Origin of the sequence: Ktedonospora formicarum (genome assembly GCF_016587355.1) — a bacterium.
GTDB classification, from domain to species: Bacteria; Chloroflexota; Ktedonobacteria; order Ktedonobacterales; family Ktedonobacteraceae; genus Ktedonobacter; species Ktedonobacter formicarum.
In genome coordinates this window covers 975,567-997,666 of the sequence record NZ_BNJF01000002.1, presented here as the reverse complement: position 1 = coordinate 997,666, position 22,100 = coordinate 975,567, and the positions used below count along the sequence as shown (strand labels likewise).

Sequence of the window (22,100 nt, the reverse complement as noted above, 5' to 3'; positions counted from 1 at the left end):
TTGTTCGATAGCCTGAACTAGCGAGGCAGCGCTCTCATACTCAGATCGGTAGAGCAGCACGCCAAAACGCATCGTCACATGCCAGCGTCTCCTTCCTCGTTTGTAAAAAAAACCAGCGGGGATAACCGCAACACGTGTCTGCTTATCTCGCTCAGCCAGTTCAATCAGACGCGCAAAACCTGTGTGGAAGGGAAGAAAGCCCTCTCCATTAGCTTTTGCATTTGGCTCGGATCGATATTAGGATAGGCCTCGGGGAAGATAAGCAACGCCTCCTGTTGGCATAGCAACATTACTGAATTTTGCATGGCGCGCCTGAGATAACTCCTCACTTCATCAGCTTTATACTGAAGAACAGCATCCCGACGTCGTAAGCGCTCGCCACGCAGGATCACAGGCCATGTCAATGCGGCACAAGCTTGCTCTATTAACATGCGCTGCCATCGGCTCCCAACCCAATCCAGCGCGACAAAGATACGCAGGCGACGACTCAGGGTACGCAGCAAAATACTACCATCATAGAGATGATGATAGTGCCGGGCTACGATAAGCAGAGGACCATGTGCTGGCACATGGTCAAGCCCCTCAACCCGAACGTATACACCCAGACTTACAATGAGCAAGGCACCTATTTTAACAACACGATGCGAAATAGCGCGAATACTATTTGCGATCCAGGCAGCACGCTTCTCTCCCCACGATGCTTGCCATATCCGCATTCGGGGAAGCACACCGAGCATAATACCACACCTGGGTGAGCGTGCTAAGGGCCACCACTGTGACTTCATACCGAGCCCTTTCGTACTACCTTGCGTCCCCGCCAGATATGTTCACGGCGCAGAGCCATCCGAGCAAGTTGGAACGCTACTGGTAGATCACATAAGGGCGAGAACCAGTAGGACCAGGGACGTAATGGATAGGCACGCGCAGTCCCAATAAGGACACCCAGACGCATCGCAGCCAGTATTCCATTCAACGCCAGGGCAAGCCGAGAGCGGACGCGCACCAGGAGCAGAGTGATGAGCAGAGGCAGAGGTAGCGCCTGCACTAATGTGACCTCCAGCCAGCTTAGCAGGCTCTGCTGTGGAGACTGATGATCAGAGAGAGAAAGTGAGCGCGTCCAGTTCTTCCACATCTCGCGCCAGTCGTCATACATACGTACAGATACCAGATCATCCGTCTCATAGAAGCCTATGGCATGTCCTGCCCGAACCATAAGTCGCGCAAGAGTAACATCCTCGCTCAGTGAATGGCATGTCTCATTTACACTAAAACCATCACTTACTTCCAGCACCTCTCGTCTAAAGAGGAAACATTGACCATTAGCCTGCACCTCATCGACGTCCCGAAAACACCTGCCGGGCGCTCCAAAGCGATACACCAGTGTCGTCAACAGGCTGGGGTGGAGCAAGCCCTCACCCGCACTACCTAGCTCCTGCCGCGTTGCTACACTTAGCGCATCCAGATGTTCTTTACGGGCAAAACCAAGCATGGAGCTAACAAGCAGGGGTCGAGGTCGCACATCGGCATCGATAGTCAACACCCAGTCAGGTTGGTCCCAAATCGCCTGCCAACCTACTTGTAGGCCCCAAACCTTCCCATTCCAGCCAGAGGGAATAGGGCTGGCATCTACCAGACGCAAACGAACATCACGGTGCGCGAAGCTGGCGACAAGCTCACGCGTACCATCAATCGAACCACCATCGATGACTATGATCTCTGCGACCTCGCGCCCCTGCGCCAGTAAACCCTCCAGGCAAAAAGTCAGGCGTTTATATTCGTTTAGGACAGGTACCAGTATTGTTACACATTCATCTACTGCATGCTCAGCATCCTGGCTCTCAATACGTACACCTTTCGAGGTATACAACAGACGCAAGATGACGCGCAGAGCAAGTAGAGTCTGCGCACAAATCAACAGTTTCCATAAATATGCTTTCATTTGCACTCTCCTCACCCTACGACGCCAGCGCACCCCAAAACAGGGCAAAGCCATTTCAAGGCTAGCCAGATAATGTGAGACCTGGATAAAGCTCAGTATCGACTTCTATCTAGCATTCCATACATCGCTACGCCTCATCAGCCATACGTCGCGCTACCCGCATACCATGCTCCAACGCCAGGTGAACGCGTCCACCCACAAAGCCGTCTCCGCATAGCGCTAAACCTAGAGGAAGAGTCAGATCAAGCAATGGTGCGTCATCGACCAGAACAGATGGAAGAGCAAATTGCCAGCGCTGGACGTCGCTAAAATAAGGTGAGGACAGATCTTCGTCCAGTAAACGCGAGACACGCCCGGTACAATCATCGATCAGTTTCGCGTCAGCGCGTCCCCAGGCTTCGGCACTATACGCCGGCGCCATCTGCGCGATCAGCAATCCCGCCCCCTCAGGAACTCGCTCAAGCGACTTCTCATGCTCCCAGGCGAGCCATGAGATAGCGTGCCGTTTATCGCTATTCACCAACGCATAATATGGACGCGTGCGCGGCGTGGGACGATAGCCCAACATAATCGAGAGCAGAGGACGATACATTGACGTTCCCAGTACCGTTCTCACCGCCCCACACACCTCCGGCTCAAAATGGCTCTTGCCCAAAAACTCACAGACCTGAGGAAGAGGGAGAGTCAACAAGAGACGATCAAAGGTACCAATATTCTGCCCCTGCTCGCCTACAAGGTTCCAGCCATGCTCATCATGACGCGCAAGCTCAATAGGAGTTGAGAGATGCACATCCAGGCTCTCTGCCATTCGCTTCGTTAGCATCACTAGACCTGAGCGATAGTTCCACTTCTCTTCCGCGTTTTGCGCTGAATCGCCTTCCTGAATGCTCCCTTTTCCATCAAATGTCCACACTGGCTTTACGATATCAAGCAAATCGGAAGCACGAAAACGCTCAGTAATCCAGGCGACGCTCTCAGGCGAGCCACGCTTGATATATTGTGCTCCATAATCGTACTTAAAGCCTTCGCGAGCGAGCGTAGTGGCTCGTCCACCAACTTCATGTTCTCGCTCAAACAGAGTCACGCTCCAACCTTTATCACGCAGGATATGCGCCGCAGCCAGACCACTACAACCTGCGCCTAAAATCGCTACCGAAGACATACTGCCCTCCTGACAATGTAATCTGGAAACAAATATATTGTATCCCATATCACACACTCATCCGATGCATAGTCCTCGGTTGTGAACAATTCTGTTTTTATCAATATTGTTGTGAACAATCCCGGAATTGTTTATGCAGCTTCATAAGTTATTTGGCGCATGCCCCATGCTATCTCCCCTATAATATCTGGTCCTTCGGCAAGAACACTTAATTCCTGGTCCAACTGGTTAATATCGTCAAGTGAATAATGCGACCGTACATAGGAATTATCGCGCCACGTGCGCAGGTTTGGTAGAAACATACGCGCGGCATCTCTTGTGGTAACCGAGTGATGATAGAGTCCACTGCTATGACATTTCAAAGTAGGAGGCACAGGCATTGACTCAAGGAACACGCCAATATAAAGCTGATTTGCCTGTTGCCGAAGCATCTCCTCCACAATCTGTAGGTAGCGCTTTAAGGTTGGCTGTCTCACATCGATCCACTCGACTTCCTCCAGGCACAGCAAACCACCAGAGCGCAATTGAGTCGCCCAGCGCGCAATCACTTCGGGCACCTCTGTGAGATGCGTCAGAAGCATTCGGCAATAGACAAGATCAACCTTGGCGACAGGAAAGGGTACAGAGGTAATATCATGGCATGCAAAAGAGACACGCTTGGTAGAAGTTTGTTGCGCATACGCGATAAAGGATTCTGAGATATCCAGCCCAAACACATGGTTGGCTGATAACTGCTCCGCGAGTAGATGTGTTGTATAGCCAGGACCACAGCCCAGGTCTAATACAGAATGGGGTTTACTCTGAATACTCTGAAGAAAGTGGCAAGTGGATAGTGCGAAGACCTCTGCGAGTATCTGTAATCGTTGACGCGCAAGTTCAGTATCTTTAAAGAGGTAAGAAGACAATATTAAACGCCTTTCAACTATATCATGCTAATACGTCGATTCATTGCCATAGAGTTTCTACGGTTGCAAGTGCTTCCAGGTTATCATGCTTATGATGATTTTCCATGTTAAAATAGCATTAAGATATATTGAAGGAGGAAAATCAATTTGGAAATAACAAATGATCCAAAGAAGATCGGACAGGCACTTAAATGGATAACAGGCATTCTTAAGCAGCATAAAGTGCCGTACCAGATTGTAGGGGGATTAGCGGCGAAAGAATATGGAGCGACACGGCCTCTGGTAGACATAGATATATACGCACCTCTAGACACTGAGAAAGTTCGGGTAGCGCTCGCAGAGCTACAGCCATATATTATACGCCAGGCATTACCACATCGTAGTGACTCCTGGGACCTTGTCTACCTGGCACTTGACTACCAGAACATTTATATAGAGATCGGCGATACCAGCACCAATCCACGCTTCTACAACCGCATTGACCAGCGCTGGGAATCACAGAATATTGACTTTACGCACTCCGTTGAGCTCGAACTTTATGGGGTTAAAGTCGATGTCATGCCAAGAGCCGAACTCATACGCTACAAAACCATGCTTGACCGAGAGGTTGACCACCAGGACATCAAAGAGATGCAGCAGCAGCCATGGTCTTATTGCTTCATCGGCGGCATTTGTTCAGGATATTCAGTTTGAGGGCCCTCATACTCCTGCTCCTGGTATTCCACGGACGAGTACTGACGCTGTGAGCCTCCCTCTGTATAGCTCTTACTGGGTGTTGGCTGATAGCCCTGCTCATAAGGCTGATAGGGCTGCTCTACATCCTTAGGTCCCTCATAGGGCTGATAGTAGGGCTGCTCTGCCTCCTGAGAGGCTCTATAAGGAGTCTGCTGCTGATTCTGTGGCGGCTGATAATAGGACTGTTGTGAGCCCCACCAGTTCTGACTCGAACGCCTCATGACACCTGAAAAGATCGCGAGCACAATAAAGCCCGCCACGATCCAGGTCCAACTATGTGAAAACATAAAAATACCGAAGAAGATAAAGAAAACTACGGTGAGTCCACCCCATGACCTACCACGACGATAACGTTGCTGTGCTCGCCACATGTCTCGTGAGTAACGCTGGGAGGCCCTTTGCGCATCGCGCGCCGCTCTTCGAGCGTCTCTAGGATCTTCATATTGCATTTATAATTTCCTTCATTCTCTCAATAAAAGCGTAATTTCTTCTCTCAACACATATACGTAGTTCTTAACACTGAGTTGTGCTATTTATAGGCATATGGTATACTCAGTCTGTCTATAACCACGTTCTTATGAATGAGAGGAGGCCGATTCATGCAAACAACAACAAAGTTAAAGTGGCAGCGCATCCCTACCGCGAGGGGTTTACAGATCACTCTCTAAACATGAGAGGTCTTCCTGTGTACAAACCCTGTTATTAGTTACCTGATTTTCGATAACATTTTACTACCCACACCACCTCGCAAACAATCTCATCAGTGCAAAGCAATCTTTCATACACCAATTACCTATTAAACCAGACCTTTGCCTTCTTGAGACCTTCTGATGCGCCCCTCATCACCATTACTTCTATTAATAACACTTTATATTAACGGCATAAGGACAGTATGCGCCTTTGCACGCGAGGTTAAATATATGTCACAAGTCGAACCACACACTATCATCAAAGAAGAGATTACCAAGGCAGACCACGCCAGTGTACGCGACCTGCTATCTATCTGCGAGCAACATGACGGTCAGGGCATCCCTATCAACCTGGAAACGCTCAACGACGGCCCTGGCAACGGTCTACTCTATTATCGAGACGCGGTGCTTGTCGGAGTCGCCTTTATCTTCAGCATGGATACAATAGAGACTATTGGAAGTGTCCATCCCTCATATCGCCGCCAGGGCATAGGCAGTGAACTACTCAAGGCACTGAAAGCCTACAGCCAGTCCCAGAACAAGCAAGGATTGACGCTCATGTGCTCAAACGCGCTTCCCGGCGGTGAAGAGTTCGCCAGGCACTTTGACGCTGAGTATTGCTTCTCCGAGTATCATATGGAGCTGCAATTACCACTTAACGGACAACCCACCACAAAAGATAATGCACTAAGCTTACGTCAGGCTGAGCCCTCCGAAGCGTCCCTCGTCACTGATATTAGCGCTCAAGCCTTTGGCGATGATCCGAACGACTTCGGCCCCTGGATTCAGCAAGCGATTCTCAAACCTGGGCGACGCTTCTTCTTTGTCAGACACCATGACAATATAATTGGCGTCATCAGCGCGGTACAAGAAGATGAGCAAAGCGCAGACATCACCACCTTCGGTATTCTCCCAGCATATCGTAAGCGTGGTTATGGTCGTCAGGTGCTCACACACATGGTCGAGATGCTGCTGGCTGAGGGCTGGCAGAAGATCGCCCTCGACGTCGAAACTGAAAATAGTAACGCGCTCACGCTCTACCAATCCTGCGGCTTCCAGCAGGCACGCGTGTATAGCTACCACAATATCCCACTCTAACAGCAATATATCTCCGTAAAGCACGATACCACTCGGACGTCCGAGTGGTATCGTGCTTTACGGATTGGTGACTTGCAATGGGATATACTTATCCATACTATGGAAGCTTCTCATGCGGAAAAGGATCAAGGAAAGGACATTATGCAGAAGAGAGTACAGTTCGACTTTGAGATCGAGTTTACAAATAGTGGCGGGATACAGGGGCAGGGTTTTCGATTGGATATCACAGGTAATGACATCACGGACCAGGAATTAGCCGACTATATCATCGAAGATATGCGCTTATTAATGGTTGGCAAAGTGAGCATCCTTAATAAGCTGATCATTGAGGAGAAACATAAACGCATTCCTATAGATGCCCGGCAAGAGACTCAGAAACTGATCGACCTGAGTCACATTATCGAGAATGGGCTCATCACATATAAGGGGCTACCTGCTCCCATCATCTGCGATTATCTCAGTAGGGAGGAATCGAAGAAGCAATACGCCGAAGGAACACAGTTTCAGATTGGCAAGATCGAAATGGTCACCAATACCGGCACCTATCTTGATTGCCCATTTCATCGTTACGAGCACGGCAAGGACCTATCAGAAATAGGTGTGGAGCGTCTCACAGACCTGGAAGGCATCGTTGTGCGCGTGGACCATAACGAGACGCTAGCAATTGACACTAGTTTTTTTCGCGATAAGGAATTACGTGGACGCGCCGTACTAGTACACACAGGTTGGGATGCCTACTGGCAAGCTGATCGCTATTTCGAGCACCATCCACACCTGACAGAAGACGCAGCCCACTATCTAGTAGAATGTGGTGTCAAGCTAGTTGGTATCGACTCGGTAAATATTGATGACACCAGGACCGGCGAGCGACCAGTTCATACAACGCTACTTGGTTCGGAAGTGCTAATTGTGGAGCACATGTGCAATATGGGTCAGCTTCCAAACGAAGGCTTTACCTTTAGCGCCCTCCCGCCTAAATTCAAAGGCGCAGGCACCTTCCCCGTCCGCGCATTAGCGAAGATTTACTAATGAGCCATCTCTTAACATTGTAGGGACAAAGGCCAGGGGTTATACAAGTATTTGAAATACTTGTATAACCCCTAAAGCATTTTTTATCACTTATTTTATGGAAGAGTAAATCCAAAACATCTTATAGATGCTATAATAGTACTTGTATGAACTAAATAATCAGGAAATGTAAACTCTTCAGGGACGTTGTTGGGAGAAAATGGACTCCGTTATGGAGAAACAACGATCAACGTCTAATAATCAATCGAATAAACAGCAGTCAGCCATTCAGCTCCCTACCTCAGTAGAAGAGTCATCCTCAAATACCTCATCAGCATCAGAGCAGCCCGAAAAAGTTGAAAGCGCACGCATGCTACATGAAGCAGCACAAATCACCGCGCAAAGCTTTGGCAGTGCTCAGGAAGCAATAAGTGCTGCCCTCGATACTATTGGACACGTCCTGAATTGCCAGACGCTTTATCTCGCCAAAATTGAAACAAACGAACTTGGAAAATCTCTCCAGTCGCGTAATCAAAATATTGACAAACGTATCATATCTATAGTAATAGCGAATGAACCATCGCTATCGGGAAAGCCTTTAGGGCCAATAGACACGACCTATTGTCAGACCATTCTACACACCAAGCAGCCACTTCTCATCGAAGATGCCAGGCATGATCCCAGCTATCAGCATTTACCAACAACTGACAAGATGGACATCGGATCATACATTGGCGTTCCACTGCTCTATAGCAACGGTCGCGTATTCGGAACATTATGTTCCATCGATCCGAAACCACGCCCCCTATCAAAAGAACCCGAGAAGATGGAGCTTATGCAAATTGTAGCCCGCTTCCTCGTTTCGTACATCGAACGTGAAGAACTTACAATGCAACTTCGCGAGGCAGGGCGTATACAGACAGAACTGGCTCTCAAAGAGCAGCAGGTACGGATAGAGGTGGATATGCGTGTTCATGAGTTGGAGGCTATCTTCGATTCCATAGGTGATGGAATCTTTGTCTGTGACCTGGAAGGACATATGCAAATGAACGCCGCAGCGCACAGTCTCGTACCTCCAGACTTTACCTCCAAGGCATTCACAGATGCCTTCGCACATAAATACGGACTACCCATCTTCACAACCGAAACTGACGAACTTCTATCAGTAGACCAGTGGCCTATTAAACGGGTCTTACGCGGCGAAAAACTTACGGGAGATAATATAGCTTATCTTAAAACAGAGAATCAGCAGAAACAGAAAAGATTTCTCAGCATCTCTGGCATGCCCATTTACGATAATCAAAACCAGATTAGTGGAGGAGTACTCGTCTGTCGAGACATCACCGAACAATTTCTACTCACAAAACGCACACATGAAACATTGGACGCACTTATCGCCTTAGCCGAATCGCTAGCCTGGCTACCAGGGAATGTAAGCGAATTCTTCAAGACGAGCACGAATGACCAGGCATCACAAACCAGACTTACAATTGAGCAGCTAACACAACTTATATGCGCCGCATTACAGTGCAATCTGGTGGGAATACTCGTCTTCAGGCCGGAAACAACAGATCTCCAACTGTATGCTTGCAATGATACAACGTCACCATACAGGGAAATTTGGTGGGAAACAATAACACAAACCTATTTATCCGACTCATCTCATCTAAACAACAATGAGGTCGTGACTCATAAAATATCATCTCAAATAGATGGCAATAGCCCAAACTCACAAGAGCTTGTAGAAGCCCCTATGTTTCTAGGTAATAAGCTACAGGGTATTCTAGCTCTCATATATAAGCAAGAAGAATTTGCATTTACAGAAGCCGAGAGCGTCCTGGCGAAGGCGGTCGCTAAACTGACCGGGCTGATAATCGAGCGGGAGCGCCTTCTAAAAGAACAGGCAGAAACCAGAGCTCACACATTAGCATTGCAGGAGACAAACCAGCGCTTCAATGAGTTTCTAAGTATCGCCAGCCATGAATTAAGAGGGCCACTCACTGCAATTAAGGGTAATATCCAACTGGCGAAGAAGAAGCTAAATGCCCTCTCATCTGAGCGGACTTTGGATAATAAAGACCTCTCTGCCAGAATCGACAAAATTCATCAGTACCTTGAACGCTCAGAACACCAAATAAGTACCCAAAATCGCCTGGTCAGTGACTTACTGGATGTCGCACGTATTCGCTCAGGTAAGTTAAATCTTCACATTCAACAGTACAATCTAAGCCAGATTGTGCGGGAGGTCGTACAAGACCAACAACGAATTGCGGAGGATCGCCTCATTCGAATACACATACCTGAAGAGGGGATATTGGTCGATGGTGACACAGACCGTCTGGGGCAGGTTGTCAACAACTATTTGACAAACGCGATAAAGTACTCGCCCGCCAATGAACCGATTGATGTTACGGTTTCCATTGAGAATTCATGCGCACGTGTCTCTGTCCAGGATCGTGGGCCAGGCCTGACACTAGAAGACCAGGAGCATATCTGGGAGCGCTTTTACAGGGCAAAAAATGTGCAGGTTCTCTATGGGCATGGTATAGGGTTAGGGCTAGGGCTGCACATATGCCAAACCATCATCGAGCAACATGGTGGTCAGGTCGGCCTATATAGCGAACCTGGCAAAGGATCAAACTTCTGGTTTCTACTCCCACTGCTTACTACAAAATGAATGGCTTGCTCTAAAACCATTTCACTCAAATCCATAATAAAGAGAGAAAAATCTACCCTTAAGGGCAAAGGTGCAAATATATGCCTTCCTGAGAGAACCTCACATATTACAAGCATATACTAGTAAACGAGCTGTTTAGTAAGGTATGATAGAAGCCATGATAGAGCAAACAGCCAGGAAGCCACACATGCTAGCTTCTCTGCCCACAGGAAACAGAATCAGAGAACACATTCTCTAGCTTCATATTGTTCGCATGGAGGCATTAATGTCTATATTTCAGTCTCTTGCACGCTTATTTGGGAACCATGCTTCTCAAGTCAAAGCGCAACCATCGGGAGTATCCTCGAAACCAGCCTATCTAGATAGTGCTGGACGCAGGCGACGAATAGATGTCCCTTATCTTCTACCGAAAGATGATCAGGAAATCCAACGCCTGGATTATCAGCATTACATTCTACGTCAGGCGCTGCATGGAAATATTGCCGCGCCACTCCCCGCCGACATCCAACATGGGCACATTCTGGATGTCGGATGTGGCACAGGTCGCTGGGGAAGCGAGATTGCAGCGCTATATCCTCAAGCTCAGATTATAGGTTTGGACCTAGAAGACAGCACTCATATGAACTCCAAACCAACTAATTACCAATTTGTGCAAGGAAACATTCTGCAGAGATTGCCTTTCAACGACAGAAGTATGGACTACGTCCATCAGCGTCTGCTGGTCGCTGCCATTCCTTCACTCAAGTGGCCCTGGGTAATACAAGAACTCATTCGTGTAACCAAAGTAGGAGGGTGGGTAGAATTAGTAGAAATGGGAGATGGCTTTAAAAATGAAGGTCCAGCCACCCAGCAATTCATGAATTGGTTCGCGCGTTTGAGCCAGATGAGAGGCATTGACATGGCAATAGTCTCTCATTTAGATCTACCCCTACAACAGGCAGGTATGATAAACGTTAACCAGCAGGTCATCAATATTCCAGTTGGAGCCTGGGGTGGACGACTCGGCGATCTGCTAGCCCGTGATATGCTCTCAGGATGGCCGAGTTTACAGCCCTTATGCGAGGAGCATTTGCAGGTCCCCAAATCCGCATTTGAACAAATTATCAGTCAATTGTCAGATGAATGGAACAGGCGACAAACCTCATATGAGGTCTATGTCACATACGGGCAGAAAGTAGTTTGATATCAAAAAGTGCCCTCCATAGTAATAACTATGGAGGGCACACGTGTTATATGCGGGAGATTAATTAGAAGCCGCTTGAGTTACCGCAAGCACCATTGCTGGACTTGTAGACATTGGCCCAGTCGCCAGGAGGAATGAGACTCTGAGCGTTATCCACGACACCCTGAACACAGGGCTTGAGGACATAGCTGGTCGCACGCTGGTCGATAGGAATCCAGGCCACGTCGTTTATCATCTGCTGCTCAATCTTGTTGTACTGAGCGATGCGCTCGGTGGCATTCTGATTCACATCAGCCTGCAACATGAGCTTCTGCATATCCTTCTGGGTCGCGACGGTTTCGGAATTGCCCATGCCGTAGTTCGTCGAATTGTTCGGCGAGCCAGCGCCAAAGAGCAAGGTCGTCCAGTCCTCAGGATCGGGATAGTCCGCACCCCAGGCCGCGAACCACATCTGGAGCTTGCCGTTACCAACTGTACCCGAAACATCATCGAGGCGCTTGTTGAAGTCCTCGTCATTGATGCTTACATTCACGCCCAGAGTCTCTTTCCACTCTGACTGAGCGAACTGGAAGAGGTTCTTAGCGCTCTGCGAGCCACCTGACGCAACTGTCACGGTAATGGCGGGGAAGTTGGAGAGGGTATAACCAGCCTCCTTCATACCGGCAGCAAAGAGTTCCTTGGCCTTGGCCTTATCACCCTTGGTTGAAGTCACTCCAGCGGGGGCGGTCAGATTCTCGTTGTAACCAGGCATACCCTTAGGAATAATATGATTGGTCGCGAGACGCGCGCCCTTCTGGATGCGCTGCTCAATGATATCTTTGTCAACAGCAAGCGCGAAAGCCTGACGAATCTTGATATTGTCGAAAGGTTTCGCCAGATAGTTCAACGCGAAGTAGTCAATGGTCAACTGAGGAACCTGGCGATACTGCTTGTTCGGCAGAGCGCGAGCGCTATCCAGGTTCGCGGTTGGGACGCCAGCCTGGTCGACCTGGTTGGTCTGGTAGGCTTTGTAAGCTGTCTGTGGATCTTTGTAGAAGGCGTAGACCAGTTTCTTCAGCTGTGGCTTGTTACCCCAGTAGTTGCTGTTAGGCACAAAACTGACCTGCTTGCCAGAGATATGCTTATCCAGAATGAAGGGACCAGAGCAGCCACCCTCATTGAGATGCTTGAGGAATTCGACATCGCCATACTTCTCAACAAAGCTCTTCTCCACAACATATGAAGTCGTGTAGGTAAGAGACTGAAGGAAGTACTGCGCCTTCGAGGTAGTAATAATCTTGACAGTCGTTGGATCGGGAGCGTAGAGGCTATCATTGATAAGGGTTTTCACCTTGCCTGAGAAGCGCTTATCCGAATCCTTAATCAAGCTGAGGTAGGATGGCGCAACAGTTGACTTGAGCTCTGGTTTGAGAGCGCGGTCAATGCTGTAGATAACATCCTCAGAAGTGATGGGGTTGCCATCGCTGAACTTAAGGCCCTCGCGGAGGTGGAAGGTCCAGGTCAGCCCATCGGATGAATTTTCCCAGGACTTGGCAAGTTCGCCATAGACCTTGAGGTTATCGTCGAGCTGTACCAGACCTGTGAACATCAAATTAAGAGCATTGATCGAGGGTGCATCCGTCGAAAGCCCTGGGTCGAGCGTCGCAACATCCGAAAGACCGCTAAGGGGGATGACATAAACCTGTTTGTCATCTGGAAGCTTACTCCCTGTGTTGCCATTGCTCTGAGAACCGCCACACGCTACAACGAGCATGGCAATCAATCCGAGCAGCAATGGCAAGAGAAGAGCGACGCGCTTTCTGCTAGCCTGCATAGATATTGATCTCCTTGTACTTAAGACAGTACCAGATTCTACCGAGTGTTAATAACATAAAGTAGTCTTATCAAATGGTTGTCAAGATGAATGGATCACCTGCACCAATGCACGGAATTATCTTATTCTCCCTAGAACTCGCTTATAACTTCGCTTTCAGGGAAATCCAATGGTGACAATAAAAATGCTATTACCCTCACCGTATGCTTACTATCCGTTCAGGTGACTTTTATGATTACTAACAGCATAATATATATACGTTATCTTTTTTGGTAATCTCTCATCTTTATATGGCGTGTTTCTACAATTGGCTGGGTTTATCAAAAGAAAGCGTTGCGTATCTGATGAATTAATGAAAAGACGCCACAGAAGGAGAAACATGTCTCCTTCCGTGGCGTCCTTCACAACTTGATAATAGCTTAGATAACCTCTAGAGCATCGATATCTGGCATGGGAGGATGGGCGACATGAGGCTCGGTTTGATACCAGAAAGCCACAGATGCAATATCATCTTGCAATGGCAAGTAACGTCCGCCACTGCGCCAGCCCAACGCTTGAATGGTGACGCTCAGATTCTCTTCAAAGCGAATCGGGTCCATGATATGCCAGCGATAGAGGCCAAAGCGCTGCTGGCTATAATATACGCCGTCAGGCTTGATGACCTGTGGCATACCTAGAAAAGGAGTTGAATAGGGACCATATTCCATCTCTTTAGCATTGACGTTGGATATAAAAATGGAGCGCTTTAGATTTCCACCATCAAATTCCACAAAGTCCTCGCGCGGCCTCAGGAAACACCAGGCGCCGCCAAAGTAGTCCTCAGTACCGGTTCCACAGATTGTAGGATATTCGCTATCACCATCCAGATAAAACTTCATCTCACCTTCACCCCACCAGCCTGAATTGTTGGCCTGCCAGGCGAGATAGGTGCCAACATAATGGCCCTTCCCTTGAATGTTATCCACCAGTGTATGCACATCTTTATACGCCACGGGGTTGCTTCGACGCCATTGCGCATGAAAATAAGCCGCATCTTCTGGGATCTCTGTCAGAGCGTAGGTTATCTGGTAGTAGAGCACCACTTCTTTATCGCTCAGATTCTCAAGCGTGATAAGAGCACTCTTGCGGAAAGGCATCTCCCAATAAGAGTTCATGCCACCAGATGGGTTGACCGCAATAGGCATAGAATTGACCTGGCATGGCTCACACCAACCATTGGCAAAAAAATCTCCATATGGAGTCTCAATTGAGGCATTCTCTTCATGATCCCAATAGGCGCGTAATATCAGGCTGCGGAAATGGGGAGAGAAAGTGGTCATCCACATGTGTTGGATCGCCCCTGGCCCCTCGATATCGGCCAGGGTGACGGTACTCTTTGGAGCAATCACGATAGATGGCGAGACCTTCCAGCCCTGACCAAGTTCGCGGGCAGGGCCAGCCCCTGTCCCCTCAGTCGCCATCCCAGCTTTGCCCTTTTCGCCCTTAAAATTTTCAGCGTTTATCGAACGCGTCTTCGCATTTGAGAGCCGTGAGAGATTCCCCAAACCCATACCTAGACCGTTAAATTCATAGTTCGCCATGCTTGACAATCCTTTCTATCAGAAAGAAAATGCAAATCAACAGATCTCAGAGAGCAGAAGTCCTGTAGAACAACAACAATACATCTTCAGGATACTCTGATATACCACTTAGAGTAGCGAGGCAAGAGAGCACAAAAGGGGTATGCTCCACTCCATTCCCTGCTTAATGGACGCGTTGGAAGAGTGGGCGAAGCGCAGCATAGGTCTCTTTATAGAGCGCATACCCTCTGTCGTACGTTGCGCGCGTTGAAACGTTGGGGGCAACCGTCTTGCCTGGATGGACCATAGTGTGAGCCGCCAAGCGAATATCGCTAAAAGCCCCCGCCCCTACCGCGGCACAGATGGCGCTTCCCAGAGTTACCGCATCAGGCTCGGTCGTCAACATAATAGGAACACCAGCGACATCGGCCAGAATTTGTAACCACAGGGCGCTTCGCGTACCACCGCCACATGCAACAATGCGTTGTGTCTCAACACCTAGCTCCGCCAGTTTCTCCAGAATGAGGCGATTGCCATAGGCAGTTCCTTCATACACAGCTCGCAGGAGGTGTCCTAGTCCATGGGCGGGTGTCAAACCCCAGATCGTACCGCGTGCCTGGGGGTCTTTGATAGGAGTGCGGCTCCCTTGCCAATAATCCAGCAGGACCAGCCCATCAGAGCCGGGAGTCACTTGCGCAGCCTGCTCTTCAGCAACTGAGTAACGGTCAGCGCCCTGAGACAAGGCTCCTCCCAAAGTGTCGAGGAGCCAACGAACCGTCCCGCCTGTACTCGCCTGCCCCGCCTCGATGGTCCACTCGTTCGCGACCACAGCATTCTCAAAGGGGCCCCAGAGTCCAGGGTCCACAATGGGTATAGTAGATTGAACAAGTTGACAGGTTGAAGTACCTGTAATCAGAGCCAGAGTTCCAGGAGCCAGCACATTCATACCGATCATGCCTGCATGGGCGTCAATGCCACTCATCGAGACCGCGACACCTGGACGCAGGCCAAGTTCTGCCGCAGCCTGTTCCGTTAGCTCGCCCGCCTTTGCGCCCATGGGCAAAACTCGCGTAAAGAGCTTATCGCGCATAGATTCCAAGCCCACCGCTCGCAATAGACTTACGGGCCAACCATCCTGCTCATGGGTACGATAATGCCACTTGGCTGCCGCGCTATTGAGTGGGGCTACTTGCTCGCCTGTCAAACGCCATGTCAGCCAGCTCATCTGTTCGATAAGGTATGTTGCCTGCCCCCACAACTCAGGCCGATGGCGCTTGAGCCATAAGGCTTTGGGTATAGGCCATTCGGCTGGCACTTCTCCTCCACAATAACGCAATACAGGATCATGGGTCTCGGTAAGCTCCCGCGCCTCATCGGTTGCTCGTAGGTCCATCCACATCAAGCTTGGGCTCAGGGGATTCCCCTCACCATCCGTCAGCAGAATATCACAAGGGGCGTCAATCGCCAGACCAATCACGTGCGCAGGATTAACGCCACTCTTTTGCAGACAACCACGTACAGCAGCGACCAGCGCCTGCCACCAGTCCAAGGGCTGCTGCTCAGCCTGGCCTGGTTGTGGATAATGCGTCTGGTAGCCCTGGTCATAAAAACCCAGTGGACTACCCGCGAGATCGAACAAACCCGCACGCAAACTGCTTGTGCCAGCATCAATACCTAAAACTAGCTCTTCACGCATAGCAAGCACATCCTTTTAGTCTTTCAAAAAGGCAAATGACTACCAACTATTCGCCGTAGACGCGAGCCTCAATACCAAGCAAGTCAGCGACCTGGCGCAGTTCATTGACCCAATCGCCATAAGCGGCATGAATATGGTTGCTGGTATAGTTAGCGATGAACTCTTCGGCAGAGCAGTCGAAGCGTGTGAAGGCATGAGGCCAGGCCAAATCAGTCTGCTTCATGAGATCCATGTTCTTCGCCTCATCATACTGCACAAACTCGCCGCGCAGGATCGCCATTGAGTATTTGCCATCCAGGCGTGTAAGGCGCGCGAACGTCGCGTTGCCAGGGTGCGCAAGATGATGAACGCTTGCACCACCAGCCGGAAAGTAGAAGCTCTCAGGATAGAAGTGAACATGGGGCAGGTTGTCTTTGGGATCGAAGGAGCGACCAGCGAAATAGGTTGCATGCTCGCCAGAGTTTACTAGATCCCAGATCCCCAGGTCAGCGTGATAATGGCGTACATCAGCAAAAAGAGCAGGAGTATGGGAAAGATGCTTGAAAATTTGCATAGTAAGTGCAGCATCCATGTCAGCTTCAGTCGAGCAGACGTGTGGCTCATGCGGACCATCCCAGTCATAAGGATCATTCAAGAAAGCTTCCGTCACATCCATTGTACAGAAGTGATTTGTTAATTCGGGCTGGGCCTTGATGCCAGAGAAATCGAGGCGATACTCCTCAATGATCTGCTTCATAGCATAGGTCGCGCGGACCTGAGTTTTTAATTTGTCGGGAGTAAGCTGTTTGCCATCGTAGTGAATGTGCCCAATATTCTCTTCCAACCAGGCAAATGCGGCGTCAACTTGCTTCTGAGGAACCTCAGAGGCGAGGCGAATAATCTCACCCTGGTCTACATGCTCAACATCTACACCAAATACCTTCAGCCACGTTGCAGGATCAGAGGTAGTTGTATACATACCCATCGGACGTCCACCAATCAAGCCAAAGGTCTGACCGCGTAAGGCTGAAACGGCTCCAGCAGCCCGTACAAACGAGCGAACTTTCTCGTAGGTCTCTTCGTCCTCAATATTGCCATACGCGCGTGAATACTTAGTTCCGGCCTGACTCAGACCACCTGCACTCGCCAGCATGCCAACCAGACCGGGATACTGAGGGTCAATGTTGCTGAAAAGGAGCAAAGGTCCGGGAGTAAAGCGCGAAGCCAGGGCGGGTAAATGAGGGAAAGCCCAAACAGCGAAATTAAATATTGTGCAATCACAGCCCAGAGCCGTCAGGCGTTTGCCCTCACGCACAGCATCTTCGTTCGTGCAAATAATCGACTCTCCAGCGATAACCTGATAACCATCCTTCTCCAGACGCTGCTTAATGCGATCTTGATAGCCCTGGTTGAAAGCTTCGACCTCTTGCGCCACAAACGGTCTTCCATCAGAAAATGTTAAAATACCAATCTTTGTCATCACGAGTTACCTTTCCATTACAAATTGCCTGGCCTCACCCTTGAGCCAACTCGTCCTGACGTGCATCAAAAGAAGCACGAATCAAGCCAGAAGAGGTTGCCGTGGCTGCGATGAATTTCGCACATGAAGCGTTGGAGAGAGAACGATCTCCTGCCTCGTAAATGAAGCCCCTTTTTGCATACGCTGGAACAGGCGTAAAGCGGCAGTGCTTCCCAGTTCATAGACTGGCTGTGTGACCGTTGTTAATGAGACGGAACCCAGGGCGGCCCAGGGAATATCGTCAAAAGCGACAATCGCGATATCCTCGGGTATACGCATATTGCGCATACTGATAGCCTCCAGCGCACCTATGGTCAACAGATTATTGGCAACAAAGAGAGCGTCCACTGGCTCATCAAGGTCTAACAACTCACCCGCGAATTGTTGACCAGCCGCCATTTTGAACGGCCCTTGACGCTCTAACTGGGGATCCGGCGTGATTCCAGATTCGATCAACGCCCGGCGATATCCGAGCAAACGTTCACGTCCAGTAGTCGTCGTCTGAGGACCCGTAACCACTCCTATGCGTTGGTAGCCATTCGCGCAGAGATGTTTGACCGCTTCATAAGCTCCTCGCTGGTTGTCCACCACAACAGTATCGATATCAGGATCTTTTACCCGCCTATCAACCGCCAGAGCTGGAATACCTAACTCGCGAAACGGTTGCAGCGAATGAGCCTGCTCACGTGTAGGAACCACAATAGCTCCCGCTACGCGCTGTGAGCACAGAACCTCGATATATTGCTGCTCCTTGAGTGGATTTTCGTCGGAGTTGCAGAGAATCAGGCTGTAGCCATTGCGCTGCGCGACATCCTCAACCCCTCGCACCAATGCAGTGAAGAAAGGGTTCTGAATATCCGTAATCAATAGTCCAATGATCGACGATTGGTTTGAGCGCAAAGCCCGAGCCGCTCGACTGGGCTGATAATTAAGTGCCTCAATCGCAGTGCGCACGCGAACCATCACATCCGGATTGACACGTGCGGTTCCGTTTAAAACACGTGAAACTGTTGATATTGAAACACCTGCATATTTAGCTACATCTTGAATTGTGCTCATGGAACGTTCCCTCTACCCTCTTGAAAACCACCCATTACTCAGAAATTCGGCAGGCGCGAACGCGCTCAGGTTTTTCGGAAGGCATAATTCAATTACCCGCGACAGGTTCACTTACTCCTTGTACGAAAACCTGAATGCCCTCGCATGAGGGTTGGTTTTCGCATAAGACCTTGCGGCGCAAACCGTTGTCATCCTGATTGCTATCATACAGGTATAGCACATCAATCGCAAGATTTGCAGCTCATGAAGGCAATCTGGATGCCTTGTGAAATCCTTTTCAGATTTAAACCCACTATGTTCAAGTTATTAAAATCTGATGTGAAAAGGATTTCACATGTCAGCGGCTAATTGTTTCAACAATTCAGAGTATAATCACGTACTCGCCTAGCTGTCAAGTCAGAAATATGCACATTACGCGCCTAATTTAGGCCTTAATGCGATAAATACCTGCAATTAATTCCACTTGATTCTCAGTAAATCAGACGAACAAGCCTTGACAAAGATGGCAGAGGTGATTATTATCATCTTTGTAAATGTATTTATGAAAACATTTTCACAGCTTTTACCTGATGCTAAAACATGTCATGAAAATGTTTTCTGGCACACTGTAATGGTGCAGTGCTTATTTCTTCACCAGCAGAGGACCTAGAGGTTATATGGCAAGCCTCTCTCAAGGGTCACATCTGTTACGTCTTGGGGTACTTTGCGGAAAGAGCCGCAAGAGAAAGGTATAGGTAAGTACATGGACATTGATCGTCCTTTGTTGAGCGAGCTGACAGATACTTCAATATCACGTCGTGGTTTCTTGAAGCGCGCAGGCTACGGTGGTATGGCTGCTCTTGGCACAACCAGCATTGCAGCATTGATGAGTAGCTGTGGCGGCAGCACGTCCTCTGGACCTATGAGCTTCTGGCAATTCTACGGACCTAATGGAACAGTCAAATCACAGAGCCAATGGTTTGTAGATCTGGTGAACAATTGGAATAAGTCTGAGAAAGCCCAGATCAAGCTGGAATATATCCCGAACACAGACTATATCAGCGGCTCTAAGCTACAAACGGCGTTCGCCTCTGGACAAGGACCCGATATCTTCATCATCAGCCCTGGCGACTTCCTGCGCTACTACAATGGTGGCGTGCTCCAAGACCTCACACTGCACATTGATAAAAATGCCCAAAGCGATCTTTACCCAGATGTCATGAGCACACGCACAATTGACGGTAAGATCTATGCCGTTCCAATGGAAGTCGAGCCAATGGCTTTCTACTACAGCATCGAAGCCTTTGAGCAAGCTGGACTGAACGAGAACGACGTTCCTAAAACCTGGGATGAACTCCTTGAGATCGGCGATAAGCTTAAAACAAACAAGCGCTCAGGTATTATCTTTGAGCCCACACCTGGATATTATCAGAACTTCACATGGTATCCCTTCATGTGGCAAGGCGGCGGCGAAGTCGTCGATGCCGGTGGAAAGAAGAGTACCTTCAACTCTCCAGCCACAATCCAGGCCCTTCAGTTCTGGCAGGACGCGGTAAAGCGTGGCATTACACCGCGTACAGTTGTTGGTGGTGGTGGCGATACAGTAGCCAACCTGGCTGCCGGACGCTGTGCGATCCAGAACGCTGGTATCTGGGGCGTCTCCGATTTGAAAAATAACGCACCCAAGTTTAAGTACGGCGTCTTCAAGCTCCCCATACCCACTGGTGGAACATATAAGACGGTGCTTGGTGGCTGGGCCTTTGTGGCGAATGCCAAGGGTAAGAACCCAGACGAGGCCGCTCGCTTCTGTGCCTGGGCACTCGCCTCTATGCAGCCAGATTCCATCCAGCGAGGCGTGGACTGGATATCAAAGGCAAAATCGGATGTTGGCCCACGCAAATCGGTAATGGATCAGGCTACAAAGGACAATGCCTTCGCTGAGGGTGCGCTAAAGACCTTTAAAGAAGAGATCTTCCCTGGTGGTCGCGCCGAGCCTCGCTTCCCACCTGAAATCTATAAACCCATCTCGGACGCAATCCAGGCATGTATGCTGAATGGCGCAGACCCACGCCAGGAGGCCGAGAAAGCCTCAAAGGCTATCGATACCTTCCTCGGCAGCTATAAAGGAGGATCTATCGTATGAGTGCTGGCTCGCTTGCAAAGCACGCAGGCGATAGTTCCGCGCAGCAGGGGAGGCCCGCAAAGGGCCTCTCTAGACGCCAGCGAGAAGCTTTCGCCGCGTATCTCTTCTTACTTCCTGATGTACTCGGGCTCACAATCTTTCTAGCGGTTCCGATGCTGTTCTCGCTTGGGCTGGGCTTCTTCGAGTCAGATGGATTTGGCAACTTCGCCTTTGCTGGGCTGGGAAACTATACCCAGATGTTTAGCGATGAGCAGTTTCTTGCAAGCCTACGCACAACTTTACTCTATGTCTTTGTGCTTACACCGCTCCTCTTCATTGTGAGTCTAGCCCTAGCTCTACTTGTACGGCAGAAAATCCCTCTGATTGGCGTGTTACGTAGCATGCTCTTTATGCCTTATGTAATAAGCCTGGTTGTGGTAGGATTCGTCTGGCGCTTCATGCTGACGGATCAGGTAGGCATTGTCAATCAGCTTCTCCAATTTCTGCATCTTCCTACTCCTTCATGGCTTGGTGATCCGAATGTGGCCCTGTGGACAGTCATTCTTGTAAATGTCTGGTTTGGAATGGGCTATTACATGATCATCTTTGTAGCAGGCTTGCAAGATATTCCTCGCGAATATTACGAGGCGGCTGAAATCGATGGTGCTGGCGGCTGGAATGCCTTCTGGAATGTGACCTGGCCGCTGCTCAAACCTACCAGTTTCTTTGTGTTGCTCGTCTCCATAGTTTCTTCTGTCTCTGGAGCGCAAGGCTTTGACCTCATTTATGTCATGACCAAAGGGGGCCCTGCTCAGTCGACCTCACTGGGCATCTTCTACATTTATCAACAGGCATTTCAGTTTGGACATTATGGGTATGCCGCCGCAATGGCATCTTTCCTGGTCGGAATTTTGCTGATCGCTACTCTGATTATGTTCGCACTCACAAAGGGAGGTCGCTTTGAGTCAGATTAATCGC

General features: G+C 49.4%; 17 protein-coding genes. 7 read left to right on the top strand and 10 right to left on the bottom strand.

Annotated elements, in window-relative coordinates:
* Nucleotides 1-164 precede the first annotated feature (164 nt).
* The 4 genes from K3T82_RS23125 to K3T82_RS23110 all read right to left on the bottom strand — a co-directional run bounded on the left by K3T82_RS23125 (nucleotide 165) and on the right by K3T82_RS23110 (nucleotide 4,006).
* Nucleotides 165-785, bottom strand: a complete 621-nt coding sequence (locus K3T82_RS23125; RefSeq protein ID WP_220195917.1) for a lysophospholipid acyltransferase family protein — start codon at nucleotides 783-785, stop codon at nucleotides 165-167.
* Nucleotides 782-1,939: a glycosyltransferase family 2 protein gene (locus tag K3T82_RS23120; protein WP_220195916.1), complete on the bottom strand. Its 1,158-nt coding sequence runs from the start codon at nucleotides 1,937-1,939 to the stop codon at nucleotides 782-784. The genes K3T82_RS23125 and K3T82_RS23120 overlap by 4 nt, the downstream gene beginning before the upstream one ends.
* A 127-nt stretch (nucleotides 1,940-2,066) precedes the next feature.
* Nucleotides 2,067-3,101 (bottom strand): NAD(P)/FAD-dependent oxidoreductase, encoded by a 1,035-nt coding sequence (locus K3T82_RS23115; RefSeq protein WP_220195915.1) that lies wholly within the window; start codon nucleotides 3,099-3,101, stop codon nucleotides 2,067-2,069.
* 131 nt (nucleotides 3,102-3,232) lie between these two features.
* On the bottom strand, nucleotides 3,233-4,006 hold the full coding sequence (locus K3T82_RS23110; RefSeq protein ID WP_220195914.1) for a class I SAM-dependent methyltransferase: 774 nt from the start codon (nucleotides 4,004-4,006) through the stop codon (nucleotides 3,233-3,235).
* A 147-nt stretch (nucleotides 4,007-4,153) separates the two neighbouring features.
* Between K3T82_RS23110 and K3T82_RS23105 the strand changes: the two genes are divergently transcribed.
* Nucleotides 4,154-4,699, top strand: a complete 546-nt coding sequence (locus K3T82_RS23105; protein WP_220195913.1) for a hypothetical protein — start codon at nucleotides 4,154-4,156, stop codon at nucleotides 4,697-4,699.
* On the opposite strand, the gene K3T82_RS23100 is transcribed toward K3T82_RS23105, so the two are convergent.
* Nucleotides 4,657-5,190, bottom strand: a complete 534-nt coding sequence (locus K3T82_RS23100; protein ID WP_220195912.1) for a hypothetical protein — start codon at nucleotides 5,188-5,190, stop codon at nucleotides 4,657-4,659. The two genes, K3T82_RS23105 and K3T82_RS23100, sit on opposite strands and share 43 nt — an antisense overlap.
* A 471-nt stretch (nucleotides 5,191-5,661) precedes the next feature.
* Here K3T82_RS23100 and K3T82_RS23095 point away from each other — a divergent pair, with 471 nt between their 5' ends.
* The 4 genes from K3T82_RS23095 (at nucleotide 5,662) to K3T82_RS23080 (ending at nucleotide 11,396) form a co-directional block, all read left to right on the top strand.
* Nucleotides 5,662-6,528, top strand: a complete 867-nt coding sequence (locus K3T82_RS23095) for a GNAT family N-acetyltransferase (RefSeq protein ID WP_220195911.1) — start codon at nucleotides 5,662-5,664, stop codon at nucleotides 6,526-6,528.
* Between the two features lie 141 nt (nucleotides 6,529-6,669).
* Nucleotides 6,670-7,557 (top strand): cyclase family protein, encoded by an 888-nt coding sequence (locus tag K3T82_RS23090; RefSeq protein ID WP_220195910.1) that lies wholly within the window; start codon nucleotides 6,670-6,672, stop codon nucleotides 7,555-7,557.
* A gap of 211 nt (nucleotides 7,558-7,768) precedes the next feature.
* Nucleotides 7,769-10,213, top strand: a complete 2,445-nt coding sequence (locus K3T82_RS23085) for a sensor histidine kinase (protein ID WP_220195909.1) — start codon at nucleotides 7,769-7,771, stop codon at nucleotides 10,211-10,213.
* 265 nt (nucleotides 10,214-10,478) lie between these two features.
* Nucleotides 10,479-11,396, top strand: a complete 918-nt coding sequence (locus K3T82_RS23080) for a class I SAM-dependent methyltransferase (RefSeq protein WP_220195908.1) — start codon at nucleotides 10,479-10,481, stop codon at nucleotides 11,394-11,396.
* A 64-nt stretch (nucleotides 11,397-11,460) separates the two neighbouring features.
* Here K3T82_RS23080 and K3T82_RS23075 read toward each other — a convergent pair whose 3' ends face one another.
* The 5 genes from K3T82_RS23075 to K3T82_RS23055 form a co-directional block, all read right to left on the bottom strand.
* Nucleotides 11,461-13,209 carry a peptide ABC transporter substrate-binding protein gene (locus tag K3T82_RS23075; RefSeq protein WP_220195907.1) on the bottom strand — a complete coding sequence of 583 codons (1,749 nt, stop codon included), beginning with the start codon at nucleotides 13,207-13,209 and terminating at the stop codon, nucleotides 11,461-11,463.
* A gap of 419 nt (nucleotides 13,210-13,628) precedes the next feature.
* Nucleotides 13,629-14,789 carry a glycoside hydrolase family 172 protein gene (locus K3T82_RS23070; RefSeq protein ID WP_220195906.1) on the bottom strand — a complete coding sequence of 387 codons (1,161 nt, stop codon included), beginning with the start codon at nucleotides 14,787-14,789 and terminating at the stop codon, nucleotides 13,629-13,631.
* A 163-nt stretch (nucleotides 14,790-14,952) separates the two neighbouring features.
* Nucleotides 14,953-16,464 carry an FGGY-family carbohydrate kinase gene (locus K3T82_RS23065; protein ID WP_220195905.1) on the bottom strand — a complete coding sequence of 504 codons (1,512 nt, stop codon included), beginning with the start codon at nucleotides 16,462-16,464 and terminating at the stop codon, nucleotides 14,953-14,955.
* A gap of 46 nt (nucleotides 16,465-16,510) precedes the next feature.
* Entirely contained in the window at nucleotides 16,511-17,923 is a 1,413-nt protein-coding gene (locus K3T82_RS23060) for an L-fucose/L-arabinose isomerase family protein (RefSeq protein WP_220195904.1), read from the bottom strand.
* 81 nt (nucleotides 17,924-18,004) lie between these two features.
* On the bottom strand, nucleotides 18,005-19,021 hold the full coding sequence (locus tag K3T82_RS23055; protein WP_220195903.1) for a LacI family DNA-binding transcriptional regulator: 1,017 nt from the start codon (nucleotides 19,019-19,021) through the stop codon (nucleotides 18,005-18,007).
* A 742-nt stretch (nucleotides 19,022-19,763) separates the two neighbouring features.
* Between K3T82_RS23055 and K3T82_RS23050 the strand changes: the two genes are divergently transcribed.
* Both K3T82_RS23050 and K3T82_RS23045 read left to right on the top strand, forming a co-directional pair.
* Complete coding sequence (locus K3T82_RS23050) at nucleotides 19,764-21,143, top strand: ABC transporter substrate-binding protein (RefSeq protein ID WP_220195902.1); 1,380 nt, start codon at nucleotides 19,764-19,766, stop codon at nucleotides 21,141-21,143.
* Nucleotides 21,140-22,096: a carbohydrate ABC transporter permease gene (locus tag K3T82_RS23045; protein ID WP_220195901.1), complete on the top strand. Its 957-nt coding sequence runs from the start codon at nucleotides 21,140-21,142 to the stop codon at nucleotides 22,094-22,096. The genes K3T82_RS23050 and K3T82_RS23045 overlap by 4 nt, the downstream gene beginning before the upstream one ends.
* Nucleotides 22,097-22,100: the final 4 nt, after the last annotated feature.